Source organism: Dyadobacter sp. 676 (genome assembly GCF_040448675.1).
GTDB lineage: Bacteria > Bacteroidota > Bacteroidia > Cytophagales > Spirosomataceae > Dyadobacter.
Genome location: NZ_CP159289.1, coordinates 3,953,841 through 3,966,283, shown reverse-complemented (window position 1 = coordinate 3,966,283; position 12,443 = coordinate 3,953,841). Strand labels below are relative to the sequence as shown.

Genomic DNA, 12,443 nt, shown 5'->3' with positions numbered 1-12,443 from the left:
GACTTCCCCGAATAATTCCCGGCATAATCAAATTTTAACGATCTTCCATCCCCCGAGACGGAACCGCCAGATGCCCAGCATTGCCAGGACGGATTCCGCGATGGGTACCGCTGCAAAAACTCCGACCGGCCCGAAATCAAGGATAACGGCCAGCATATACGCGATCGGGATCTGAACCGCCCAAAAAGCGATCAGGTTCAGAACCGTCGGCGTTTTGGTGTCGCCCGCGCCATTCAGCGACTGGATCACCACCATTCCGTAGGCGTAAAACCCATAGCCCATACACAACACCCGCAATGCCAGCTTACCCGTTTCCACCACATGCGGTTGGGAACTGAACATGCCTATGATACCTTCGGCCCCGATAAACAGGATCACCGCCAGCGAAGCCAGAAACATCAGGTTGAACGAGGCACATTTCCATACCGATGCCTCGGCGCGTTCCGGTTTTTCGGCACCCAGATTCTGCCCTACCAGCGTTGCCGCGGCATTGGCAAGCCCCCAGGCAGGCAGCAGTGTGAACATGATCACGCGGATGGCGATTGTATAACCAGCCACCACATCACTGCCGAACTCGGAGAGAATGCGCGTCAGGAAAATCCAGCTGGCTGAGCCGATCAGGAACTGAACCGTACCACCGGTCGCGATTTTGATGATTGCTGTGATGGTTTCCAGGTCGGGCTTAAGGTCTTTCCAAAGCAGCCCCAATGCCCGTTTTCCCCTGGCGAGCGAAAACAGCTGGTAACTAACGCCGATCGACCGCCCTGCGGCTGTTGCCAGTGCTGCGCCCGTTACGCCCAGCTCGGGGAATGGTCCTATGCCGAAAATCAGGGCGGGGCCCAGAAGCATATTGAAGCCATTAGCGATCATCAGTGAACGCATCGCTGTTGCCGCTGCTCCTGCCCCCCGCAACGCGCCGCTCAGCGAGTACAATAAAACAACCACCGGACTGCTCAAAAACTGGATACGGGCGAAATTGGTCCCTGTTTCGATTACCTTATGGTCGGCGCCCATCATTCTCAGAATGTCGCTCGCCAGCCAGAAACCTCCAAGCGCCGCGACCGATGAGACGGCCAGTGAGATAAATATCACCTGTCCCACCGCATGGCGCGCCTGATCTGCATTCCCCTCGCCGGTCCGCCTGGCAATAGTTGCCGTAGCCGCGGTACTCAGGCCAATGGCTATGGAGTAAACCAGCGTAATAACAGATTCTGTAAGCCCGACCGTCGCGACCGCTTCGGTACTTACTTTTGAAACAAAGAAAATATCAACGACGGCAAAGAGCGACTCCATGACCATTTCGAGGATCATTGGAACAGATAGCAGGAAAATAGCGCGGTTGATGCTTCCTTCGGTAAAACTCTCTTCGGAGCCACGAATAGCTTCACGAAGCAGTGTAAACCACTTTTTCATGGATAATAAAAATTTGCAATAATGGATAAAAAAGAAATTGCACGACCGGCAACGGGTCGCAGAAAAGTGCCTGTTAAAAGGCGGAGACTGAATTGTGGCTAGGCATTAGCCGAAGATGAGCACCAACATAGGCTTAAAGAATTTCGGCAAAGATACAAAAGACTTTTTCGAACAATCAAATAAAAAAGTGGATTTGTTAAACGGTAAATGTAATTTCACGGATGGCCGTCGTGAACTTTTGCGGCGGGCAAACCGTTGCAACTCTGCCCCTTTTCCGGCGTATGGGGAATGTATTTGCAAGATTTCGAGCCGGGAACAAGCCATTAAAACACCAATGCATGATCGATAAGAAGAAATTATATTCCACAGCCGCCAAAAAGGAAACCGCCGTGCTGGTGGCAGTAAGCACCCAGAAACAATCGGTTGAAAAAACCAAAGAATACCTGGATGAACTCGCGTTCCTGGCGACGACCCTCGGCGTGGAGACCGTCCAGACATTTACGCAAAACCTCGAACGCACCGACATCCGGACCTATACCGGAAAGGGTAAACTCGAAGAAATTTTGATTTACGTCACCGCTAATCCGGTGGACATGATCATTTACGACGACGACCTCACCCCCTCGCAGGTGCGTAACCTCGAAGCCGTTTTCAAGGACATCAAGGTCATCGATCGCAGCTTGCTCATTCTTGCCATTTTTGCGATGCGCGCACAGACGGCCCAGGCAAAATTGCAGGTCGAACTTGCCCAGTACCAATATATGTACCCGCGGTTGACGCGCATGTGGACGCACCTTAGCCGCCAGTCGGGCGCAGGCGTGGGTATGCGCGGCCCGGGTGAAACGGAGCTCGAAACCGACCGCCGGATCGTCAAAGACCGGATCGCGTTCCTGAAAGAGAAGCTGGAAAAAGTGGACAAACAGAGCGTCACCCGCCGGAAAGAGCGGGACCGGCTCGTACGCGTGGCCATTGTGGGTTATACCAATGTAGGTAAATCGACACTGATGCGGAGCCTCTCCAAGGCCGACGTTTTTGCCGAAAACAAACTCTTCGCGACCGTCGATTCCACCGTCCGGAAAGTGAATATGGAGAACATCCCGTTCCTGCTTACCGACACGGTCGGTTTCATCCGGAAATTGCCGACGACCCTCATAGAATCATTCAAATCGACACTCGATGAAGTACGTGAGGCCGACATTCTGATGCACGTCGTCGACATATCGCACCCGTCGTTCGAGGAACATCTGGACGTTGTAAACAAAACCCTGGAAGAGATCGGCGCGGCAAACAAGCCTTCTATTTTGGTATTCAACAAGATAGATGCTTATAAGCCCTCGTTTAACGACGACGGCGAGGAAGAGGACACCCCAACTTCCACACAGGATCTTCTTGAACAGCTGAAACGCAGTTACATCGCAGAAAAAGCCGATCATGTTGTTTTCATATCGGCCCAGCAAAAAGAAAATATCGACGAGTTAAAGCGGACGTTGTTCTCTTTGGTGAAGGAAAAACATTTTTCCATTTACCCGAACTGGCTCGATCTCGGCTATGCGCCGGTAGAAACGGATGAATAATCATTTGTAATTCAAACGAATTTTTCCCAGTTTTGCACCCCGAAATCCCAGCATTTGGGACGGACACTGACTGCGTAGTTCAACGGATAGAGCGGCCCGCCGCCCGATAGGAGTTCCTAAACTCTGGATATGGCCGCGGGCGCCTTCGATGCCCGTTGCGGTCACAAAGAGTAAAAAGTTACGTTCTTAAAATATTGACTGCGTAGTTCAACGGATAGAATAGGAGTTTCCTAAACTCTAGATATGGGTTCGATTCCCGTCGCGGTCACGAAAGCCAGACATTCCGTCTGGCTTTTTTCGTTACATGCCGCACAGGACGGAGAAACCATACCGCTCTCCATCTCAGCAACATTTAACATAAGCAGCGTTGCGACTTTGAATTTTATCGCTATCATTGTAAAAACGGTGATTATCAGTCACAAATCACCATCTCCTGGTTCCGTATTTTCATTAAACCATCCCCAAAACCACTTAGACTATGATGAATTTACTTACCTCTATTTTAGTTGGAGCGCTAGCTGGCTGGCTGGCCGACAAAGTGTTTAGCCGTTTTTCATTTTCAATCTGGATGCAGATTGTCCTGGGTATCATTGGCGGGCTGGTGGGCGGCTGGGTGCTGGGGGATGACCTGGAAGTCGTTCTGGGCCTCCCTTCGCTGATTTCCCGTATACTCACTTCATTTGTTGGCGCGCTGATCATACTCGGCATTGCAGCCCTCATTAAAGGCAAGAAAGCATAAGTTCGGCAGGCGGGCCGTTCGGCTCTTTCGCAAGTAGTAAACGGCCTGCTTACCATATCCGGTCTGTCGCCGAAGGAAGCACATCGTCCAGTAGCAGCATTGCCGGCAATCAATAGAGTCCCCGATATCACCACCGGAAATAGTGCCAGGCAGTTCCCACTCTCTAAAAATAAAGCAAGTATCCTTCACGGGCGAAGTACTTATTAGGACGCTTTAAATCACAAAACAAGAAGCTCCTAATCCAATGAAAACGAAACTTTTAATCACTGCATTGACTTGCGGCTGCACCGTTACCATTGCCCAGCAGCAAACCGCCAACCGCCCCACGGTCGTTGCAGGGTTTCCGGTCAACTACCACGAAGATTCCGTCGGAACGTATACATTACCGGAACTTCTGAAAACCCAGGACGGCAAGCCGGTCGTAACAGCCGGGCAATGGACCGGGAAACGTCGGCCGGAATTGCTGCGGCTTGTGGAAGAAAACCAGTTTGGCAAAATGCCACCCAGGCCCCAAAACCTTACTTTCCACGTGTTCGACAAGGACACTCCGGCATTCAACGGAAAAGCAGTCCGCAAGCAGGTAACCGTGTATTTCACGAAAGACACTTCTGATCACAAAATGAATTTGCTGATCTATCTCCCCGCAAAAGCCGCAAAACCGGTGCCGCTATTGCTCAACATATCCTTCGCAGCCTACAACCAGATCGTCGACGATCCCGGCCTCCGAATCGGCGAAATTTGGAATAAGGAAGGCAAAAAAGTGAAAGCCGACAAACCCACGCCATTCGGCAAGCTGAACGTGGAGCAATTTCTGGACGCCGGTTTCGGTTTCGCGACAGTATACTACGGGGATATCGAACCGGATTTTAAGGAAGGCCTGCAATATGGTATCCGCAAAACATACCTGAAACCCGGTCAGCAGGAGCCGGCCGCGAACGAATGGGGGGCGATCACCGCCTGGGCCTGGGGACTTAGCCGTGCCATGGATTATTTCGAAACCGACCGCCGGATCGATAGCAAACATGTTGCACTCCAGGGCGCGTCCCGGCTCGGGAAGACGGTACTTTGGGCCGGCATTCGCGATCCGCGGTTCAAAATGGTGATCGCAAGCATTTCTGGTGAAGGCGGGGCTGCATTGAGCCGCCGGAATTACGGCGAGACGATCCGGCATATTTCAGATCCCTCGCGCTATTTGTACCAGTTTGCGCCCAATTACCACACCTGGGCAGAAAAGGTGAACGAAATGCCCATCGATGCGCATATGCTGGTCGCCTTGATGGCCCCCAGGCCTCTTTTGCTACAAACCGGAAGCACGGATTACTGGTCGGACCCCAAAGGTGAATTTCTCTCGGCGGTCGCAGCGGCACCTGTTTACCGGCTTTTCGGAAAAACGGCGCCATCGGCTTCCGCAATGATGCCCGCGCCCGACGATACTTCCCTACTGATGAACGACCTGGGTTACTATATGCACGAGGGAGGGCACACCGTGTTGCCGGAGGATTGGAAGCTGTTTATAAAGTATATGGAGAAACATCTCTGAAAAATTTTTGAAAGCGCCACGAAGGCACGAATAGACACGAAAAGCATTCGTGCCCATTCGTGCCTTCGTGGTATTATAATATATACAAAATCAAATAAATTTAAATTAATGCAAACGTTTGCACAAATATTAGATTACAGTTGCATTTGCGAGCTACAACACTTTATTTTGGTCAAATTTCAAGTATTTCATATTTAATAAAATATTTTAATAAATAATTAAGTCAAAAAGCCCGCAATATTGGAAATGTCAAATATCGATAAGAAGATAAAAGTGGCGGTAGTAGGCGTCGGCAACTGCGCCAGCTCACTTGTGCAAGGCGTCGAATACTACACGAAGTATTCCGAAAAAACCACCGGATTAATGGCCGACCGGATCGGCGGCTATCGGGCCGCCAACATCGAGTTTGTGTGCGGCTTCGATGTCGATGAGCGTAAAATCGGACTGCCGCTGAAGCAAGCGATTTTTACCAAACCCAATTGCGCCATCGAGCTTTATACCGACATTATCAGTGAAGCGCCGGTTTACCGCTCGCCGGTACTCGACGGCGTATCGCCGCAAATGCTGGCCTATCCAGCCGACAACCGGTTCGTGGTAAAAGACGAACTGAAACCCACCGACATCCTGGCGAATCCGGATAGCTATGACCACACCCTGATCAACACGATCCGCCAGGAAATCGTCGCCCGCCTGCGGGCACACGAAGCCGAAGTGCTGATCAACTATCTGCCCGTAGGTTCGCAGCTCGCTACGGAATTTTATGCCGAAATCTGCCTGGAACTGGGCATTTCGCTTGTCAACTGCATCCCGGTCTTTATTGCGTCGGACCCCGCGTGGGAGCAGAAATTCATCGAAGCCGGCATTCCGCTCATCGGCGACGATATGCGCAGCCAATTCGGCGCCAGTATTCTATCGCAAATGTTGCAGGAACTCGCCTTCGAGCGAGGCCATCATGTAAAGGCGCATATTCAGCGGAATGTGGGCGGCAACACCGACTTCCTGAATATGGAAGACAAAAATCGCCTCAAATCGAAAAAAATATCCAAGGAAAATGTGATCCGCGCGCAAAACGACATTCGAGGCATTTCCACCGCCGACAGCTTCCTGCACGCCGGTCCCTCGGAATATATCGCCTTTTACGGAGACAACAAAGTAGCCAATTTCCGCCTCGAACTCGAAGGCTTTATGGGCTCGCCGGTGATACTCGATGCGCAACTTTCGGTGCAGGACTCGCCCAATTCGGCAGGTGTGGTCATCGACGCCATACGCTATGTGTACGTAGCACGGGAAATGGGGCTCGTAGGCGCATTACGCGGCCCTTCGGCAGCGACGCAGAAAACGCCCCCCCCAGCAAATGATGTTCGCCGACGCTACTTACGAATGCCACGCACTGGCTAAACGCGAGCTTACGGCTTCCACCAGAAGACAACTGAAACCAAACTTCGAGCTGGCCGACAAAATGGATTAAACCGGACGACTTACTTCCTGAACCCTACTTCCCTGCGATCAGGACCTTAACGCCGCGATCTTCCAGGGATTTCACGACCTCTTCCGGGACGCCAGCGTCGGTAACGATGTACTGAACCTGGTCGAGGTCGCAAATTTTAGCGATCCCCCGCTTACCGAACTTCGTATGATCGGCCAGCACCGCTACGTTCTGCGCCGTATCGATCATCTTCTGATTCAGGCCGGCCTCCGTCAGGTTGCTGATCGAAAGCCCGAAATCGAAGTCGATTCCGTCGACCCCGATAAACAGCACGCCGCAGGAAATATGTTCGAGAATGTATTCCGCATAGGATCCTGCCACCGACGAGGAGTTTTTCCGTATCAGCCCGCCGAGTTGCAACACCTCCACATTGGCACGGTTACTGAGTTCCAGCGCCACCTTCACCGCCGGGGTAATCACGGTGATCTGCTTTGTGGGATGCAGGCACCGGGCCAGTTCGAAAACGGTGGTCCCCGACCCGATGATAATCGAATCGGTTTGCCGGATCAGGTTCAATGCCTCCCGCGCGATGCTTTGTTTCTCGTCGGAATTGATAAACTCTTTCTCGTTGATGGGCCGCTCCACGGCGTACGGGTTGTTAAGCGAACCCCCGCCATGTGTCCTGAACAGCAGGTTTTTATCTTCGAGAAGTTTCAGGTCCTTTCGAATGGTCACACCCGATACCTGCATTTGCTCGGAAAGCTGCACAATACTGACCGTACCCGCTCTTTTGAGTTCCTGCAAAATGAATTGATGCCTTTCCGTTATTGTCATTTCGATGCCCTTTGAAAGCAAGTATAATCATAGTTTCCCGAACTTGGAAGCCCCCCTAACGCGCTCCGCTTCACTACACCGCCGGATTATTTGAGAATGTAATAATGCAATATAAAGGATGAAAATCGTCCGGATTACTACCCCGGGCCAGATATTATCATATTGTTATCATTCAAAGGTAAAAGTTTCAAATACTTTAATAAACTTTATTTTTGTTTAAATAATTTAATTTTCTTTTGTTTGCATTGCTTATCAGACGGGATAATTGATTTTTTTTATTTTAATTATCCCAAAATGCGCGGTACTGGCGCATGATCAACTGGCCTTTTACTTTCCTGAACCAAACATGGCACCGACTACCCCCTTCGACCGCATCGGACTACCCGGGCACCTGGCCTGGGGCTACCTGGGTATCCTGATTTTCATGATGGGCGACGGCGTCGAGCAAGGCTGGCTCAGCCCTTACCTCCTCGAACGCGGCATGACTATTCAGCAATCGGCGTCGCTTTTCACTGTTTATGGCATCACGATCGCCATCTCATCGTGGTTTTCGGGTGTGCTGGCGGAAGGGTATGGCCCGCGCAAGGCTATGCTGATGGGCATTCTGCTATATGTAATCGGCACGGTAGGCTTCGTGGGGCTCGGCATGAAATCGCTGAATTTCCCGGTAATGCTGTTCACTTACGCGATCCGGGGATTTGGTTATCCGCTGTTCGCCTATTCGTTCCTGGTCTGGATCACCTACCGCACACCGGGGCACGCACTTGGCCGCGCGGTGGGATGGTTCTGGTTTGTATTTACAGGTGGGTTGAATGTATTCGGCGCATACTATTCGAGCTGGGCCATCGAACGCATCGGTTACCGGAACACACTCTGGAGTTCTATCTTCTGGGTGTGCATCGGCGCGTTTTTTGCACTGGTATTGAACAAAGATCGCTTCCATTCCGCTGGCGAAGCCGCCGGCAAGGCCCGGGAACTGCTCAAAGGCCTGACGATCATCCGGGAAGAGCCAAAAGTCCTGATAGGCGGCATTGTGCGCATTATCAATACCACAGCCCAGTTTGCGTTCCCGGTATTTCTGCCCACATACATGGCCGCACACGGATTATCCACCCAGGAATGGCTGTGGATATGGGGCACCATCTTTACGAGCAATATCATTTTTAACCTCATTTTCGGATTCGTAGGCGATCGGCTGGGTTGGCAAAACACGATCATGTGGTTCGGCGGTTTCGGATGCGGCGTAAGTACGTTGCTTTTTTACTATTCGCCTGCCCTTTTCAATGGTAATTTCTGGCTGATCCTAATCCCCGGCATTCTCTGGGGCGGGCTTCTGGCCGGCTATGTGCCTTTGTCGGCCCTGGTGCCGTCGCTGGTCAAAGAGGAAAAAGGCGCTGCAATGGCCATCCTCAACCTGGGAGCCGGCCTTCCGGTTTTCATAGGACCTGCCATCGTGGGGCTTTTCATCGGATCGATAGGCAGCGAAGGGGTCGCCTGGACACTCGCGATCCTGTACTTCATCAGCGCAGTGCTTACCAAGTTTATTACGTTGCCGCAAACTGGTAGCGTCGAAGTGGAAATAGTCAGAAGTGGTCAGGAATAGCCACGTGTGGTCGGGAATAGTCAGAAGTGGTCAGCTGTTGTTAGGTATTGTCAAGGATAAGCAGTGCATAATTATTAATATCAAAACTATATCGATTCTCCTCAAATATTCTCGCCACATCCGGCAATGTAGCATCACCTGACAACCCCTGACCACATCTGACAACTCCTGACCACATCTGACAACTCCTGACAATACCTTATTTACATTAAAAAAACGTATCGACACCTCAATATGAAAGTCCTGATCACCGCCCCTTATCACGACAGAGCACAACAAATACTCAAAGAACAATTCGGAGAAATCATTTATAAGCCATGGAAATCACAGGAGCGTGCTTACAATGAAAGCGAGCTCATTACCTTGTTGCGCGATACAAACGCCGACGCGTTGATTACCGAGCACGACCACGTCACTTCGGCGGTTATCGAGGCATTTCCGCATCTTCGATTCATCGGCGTGTGCCGCGGGACGCCTTCGAATGTAGCCGTCGCCACGGCTACCACCAGGGGTATTCCGGTTTTCAACACCCCCGCGCGCAACGCGCAGGCAGTGGCCGAAATGTTCATCGCCAACCTGATTAACCTCATGCGGAACACGCTCGAAAGCATTGCGTGGCTCGAAAGCGGACAATGGGAAGCGGGGGCACACACATCCTATTTACAGTTCAAAGGGAATGAAATTGCGGGAAAAACGATCGGAATGGTCGGTTTCGGGGCTGTGGGACAAACCATCGCAAATCTCGTGAAACACTTCCCGACCACGATCCTGTATTACGACCCATTCTACACGTCGGACGACCCCGACTATCAAAAAGTAAGCCTGGAAGATATTTTCCGCCTCAGCGACGTGGTCTCGATCCATTTACCCGTAAACAAAGACACCGAAGGCATGATTGGCGAAGAACTGATCGGATTAATGAAAAAAGAAGCCATTTTCGTAAATACCGCGCGGGCTGTGGTGGTGAAGCGCGAAGCCTTGCTAGCCGCGATTGAAAGTGACGCGATCCGGGGCGCGATTCTCGATGTCTTCGATCACGAACCGCCCGATGCGCTGGACTATCGGTTGATCCACCATAAAAATGTACTGGCCACGCCACACATCGCCGGGGCGACATTTGAAGTAGAAGACCATCACGCCGACATTATGAATAAGGCCCTGCACGACTTTTACGTCACCGGCAACCGCGCCATCCGTCAGCTGGTAAACCGCGAAGTATTGTCTGTAAAACCCATTTAATGTAAAACAATGACATCCCAACAGGCTTATCTTGTGGCCGACGTCGGTACGGGCAATGTGCGGGTCGCGGTTGCCGATGCCGCCGGCGTGATACTTGGCATGGCAAGCGGCGATATGTATTACGAAAAGGACCACCATTATCCCGAATCGATATTTTTTGACCCGGACGCGCTCTGGCGGCAGGTTAAAAATCTTGCCAAAACCGCATTGGCCCAAGCCGGGCGGGTAACCATTGCCGCTATCACCGCCACCAGCCAGCGCGAGGGCATCGTCGCCCTGGGCAGCGCAGGTCAGCCGATCATCGGTATGCCCAATATCGACCATCGCGGTCGCGAGTGGGAAAACATAACGCCCGACAAGCATGAAATCTATATGCGCACAGGCCGCTACCCTACTTCCCTTTTCTCGGCATTGAAACTCGTAGGCGTACGCGAGCGCCGGCCTGACCTCTGGCAGGAGATTTCGACATTCCTGAGCATCAGCGACTGGGTACAATTCATGTTCAGCGGCGTGCAGGGCTACGAACATTCCCAGGCCTCGGAAACATTGCTGTACGACGTGGCGCGGGGCGAATGGTCGCAACAACTGTGTGACGCCTATCGACTCGACAAGGCATTACTACCACCATTGGTGCATGCGGGTTCGGTATTGGGTAAAATACTGCCGCAGGTTGCACAGGAACTCGGCATTTTCCCAACGGCCGATGTGGTGGTCGGCGGTTCGGATACGCAGCTTGCGATCATGAGCATTGCACCGTCGGTTGAGGACATAGTGATCGTTTCGGGCACTACGACGCCCATTCTCAAAATTGCCGCCCAATACGTCACCGACGATCGGGAACGCACCTGGACCAACCGGCATACCGACAACGCCAGCTTCCTGCTCGAAGCCAATGCGGGCGTCACCGGACTCAATTATCAGCGTCTGAAAGCAATTTTTTATCCTAACGAACCTTACGAGTTGATCGAAACCGAAGTTGCGGCCATCCGTGATACGCATTGTGTTGCTGCCCTGGGTTCGTTACTGGCTAACGAGAAAGCTCCCCTGATCCGTGGAGGGTTTATTTTCAACACACCGGTATCCCACCAGTTAAGCCGCGCACATTTCGTATGGGCCACACTTTGGGACATTGCATGCAGCATTTATGAAAACTACAACGTGCTCCGTGAAGTCACACACCACGAGCAGGATTATGTGTGGATGTGCGGGGGCGGTGTTCAGAGCAAGCTGCTGCGACAATTTATCGCCAATTTGTCGGGCAAAAAAAGTGATGATACGTGCGAATTACCGCCAGGCCTCGGTCTCGGGTGGGGTGGCCATTTGCAACAATGCACTGGGCATTCCGAACAATGCACCGGAGACATTGGAGGTTACAAACCCGCATGGCGATAATACCTGCCAGGAATGGTACCATGAATGGAAAAACGCCCGGAATGCATTCAAATCATTTGCAAATGATTAACGTCAATGACGAAAAATGTTACAAACATTTCGACGTCTACAAATATTGCGGTGCGCTGCACCTTACGATTCGAGATTTTGGATTCGGGGGGCAAATATTTCGGCATTACAAATATTGCGGTGCTTCGCACCTGAGCGTTCAACGAACATGCGTCATATGATCCACCAGGCATTCACGTCGGGTGCAGAGCACCCAAATACTTGTAGAATCATCAAACGTTCATCCCAAATCCCAGGGTGTAGAGCACCGCAATATTTGCAGCGGACCGGACCGTGATTATTGTTGATACCGCGCACCATTATAATTTATTGTTAATCAAATATTAATCTGTTAAATGCAGTCATATTTCATAGGAATCGACGTCGGGACGCAGGGTGTGCGGGTGGTAATGCTCGACGACGCGGGCCGCTCGATAGGCAGCTGCGAAAGGGTGTTCCCGCTCACGCCGCATTCGCGCGAGGAGCAGTCGCCGGCGCTGTGGTGGGATTCGGTATTCGCCTGTCTGCAAAACCTGATGGCGTCCGTTCGCGAAGCTATTAACTTAACGACCATCCAGGCAGTATCGGTTACGTCCACATCCGGTACCGTCATCCCCCCTGGACGCGGACAATGA

Annotated in this window: 10 protein-coding genes and 1 tRNA gene; 9 read left to right on the top strand and 2 right to left on the bottom strand. The window is 51.7% G+C overall.

Annotated features, from left to right (window positions below):
• Positions 1 to 27: 27 nt before the first annotated feature.
• Positions 28 to 1,413, bottom strand: a complete 1,386-nt coding sequence (locus ABV298_RS17720) for an MATE family efflux transporter (protein WP_353717517.1) — start codon at positions 1,411 to 1,413, stop codon at positions 28 to 30.
• A gap of 338 nt (positions 1,414 to 1,751) precedes the next feature.
• On the opposite strand from ABV298_RS17720, the gene hflX reads away from it, so the two are divergent.
• The 5 genes from hflX to ABV298_RS17695 all read left to right on the top strand — a co-directional run bounded on the left by hflX (position 1,752) and on the right by ABV298_RS17695 (position 6,664).
• A complete protein-coding gene (gene hflX, locus ABV298_RS17715) occupies positions 1,752 to 2,987 on the top strand; it encodes a GTPase HflX (protein ID WP_353717516.1) in 1,236 nt (411 codons plus the stop codon).
• Positions 2,988 to 3,183: 196 nt separating this feature from the next.
• A tRNA-Arg gene (locus ABV298_RS17710) sits at positions 3,184 to 3,255 on the top strand.
• Between the two features lie 213 nt (positions 3,256 to 3,468).
• Entirely contained in the window at positions 3,469 to 3,726 is a 258-nt protein-coding gene (locus ABV298_RS17705; RefSeq protein ID WP_353723205.1) for a GlsB/YeaQ/YmgE family stress response membrane protein, read from the top strand.
• A 244-nt stretch (positions 3,727 to 3,970) separates the two neighbouring features.
• A complete protein-coding gene (locus tag ABV298_RS17700; protein ID WP_353717515.1) occupies positions 3,971 to 5,266 on the top strand; it encodes an acetylxylan esterase in 1,296 nt (431 codons plus the stop codon).
• Positions 5,267 to 5,512: 246 nt separating this feature from the next.
• Positions 5,513 to 6,664 carry a Myo-inositol-1-phosphate synthase gene (locus ABV298_RS17695; protein ID WP_353717514.1) on the top strand — a complete coding sequence of 384 codons (1,152 nt, stop codon included), beginning with the start codon at positions 5,513 to 5,515 and terminating at the stop codon, positions 6,662 to 6,664.
• Positions 6,665 to 6,758: 94 nt separating this feature from the next.
• Here ABV298_RS17695 and ABV298_RS17690 read toward each other — a convergent pair whose 3' ends face one another.
• Positions 6,759 to 7,526, bottom strand: a complete 768-nt coding sequence (locus ABV298_RS17690) for a DeoR/GlpR family DNA-binding transcription regulator (RefSeq protein ID WP_353717513.1) — start codon at positions 7,524 to 7,526, stop codon at positions 6,759 to 6,761.
• A 346-nt stretch (positions 7,527 to 7,872) separates the two neighbouring features.
• Here ABV298_RS17690 and ABV298_RS17685 point away from each other — a divergent pair, with 346 nt between their 5' ends.
• From ABV298_RS17685 to ABV298_RS17670, 4 genes are all read left to right on the top strand, one after another.
• Positions 7,873 to 9,129: an MFS transporter gene (locus tag ABV298_RS17685; RefSeq protein ID WP_353717512.1), complete on the top strand. Its 1,257-nt coding sequence runs from the start codon at positions 7,873 to 7,875 to the stop codon at positions 9,127 to 9,129.
• A 234-nt stretch (positions 9,130 to 9,363) separates the two neighbouring features.
• Positions 9,364 to 10,368, top strand: a complete 1,005-nt coding sequence (locus ABV298_RS17680) for a 2-hydroxyacid dehydrogenase (RefSeq protein ID WP_353717511.1) — start codon at positions 9,364 to 9,366, stop codon at positions 10,366 to 10,368.
• A gap of 9 nt (positions 10,369 to 10,377) precedes the next feature.
• On the top strand, positions 10,378 to 11,760 hold the full coding sequence (locus tag ABV298_RS17675; protein ID WP_353717510.1) for an FGGY family carbohydrate kinase: 1,383 nt from the start codon (positions 10,378 to 10,380) through the stop codon (positions 11,758 to 11,760).
• A 404-nt stretch (positions 11,761 to 12,164) separates the two neighbouring features.
• Complete coding sequence (locus tag ABV298_RS17670; protein WP_353717509.1) at positions 12,165 to 12,443, top strand: FGGY family carbohydrate kinase; 279 nt, start codon at positions 12,165 to 12,167, stop codon at positions 12,441 to 12,443.

Excerpts from the sequence above, each read along its gene's own strand:
- ABV298_RS17720 (WP_353717517.1), bottom strand. The coding sequence starts at position 1,413 with ATGAAAAAGTGGTTTACACTGCTTCGTGAAGCTATTCGTGGCTCCGAA.
- hflX (WP_353717516.1), top strand. The coding sequence starts at position 1,752 with ATGATCGATAAGAAGAAATTATATTCCACAGCCGCCAAAAAGGAAACC.
- ABV298_RS17705 (WP_353723205.1), top strand. The coding sequence starts at position 3,469 with ATGAATTTACTTACCTCTATTTTAGTTGGAGCGCTAGCTGGCTGGCTG.
- ABV298_RS17700 (WP_353717515.1), top strand. The coding sequence starts at position 3,971 with ATGAAAACGAAACTTTTAATCACTGCATTGACTTGCGGCTGCACCGTT.
- ABV298_RS17695 (WP_353717514.1), top strand. The coding sequence starts at position 5,513 with ATGTCAAATATCGATAAGAAGATAAAAGTGGCGGTAGTAGGCGTCGGC.
- ABV298_RS17690 (WP_353717513.1), bottom strand. The coding sequence starts at position 7,526 with ATGACAATAACGGAAAGGCATCAATTCATTTTGCAGGAACTCAAAAGA.
- ABV298_RS17685 (WP_353717512.1), top strand. The coding sequence starts at position 7,873 with ATGGCACCGACTACCCCCTTCGACCGCATCGGACTACCCGGGCACCTG.
- ABV298_RS17680 (WP_353717511.1), top strand. The coding sequence starts at position 9,364 with ATGAAAGTCCTGATCACCGCCCCTTATCACGACAGAGCACAACAAATA.
- ABV298_RS17675 (WP_353717510.1), top strand. The coding sequence starts at position 10,378 with ATGACATCCCAACAGGCTTATCTTGTGGCCGACGTCGGTACGGGCAAT.
- ABV298_RS17670 (WP_353717509.1), top strand. The coding sequence starts at position 12,165 with ATGCAGTCATATTTCATAGGAATCGACGTCGGGACGCAGGGTGTGCGG.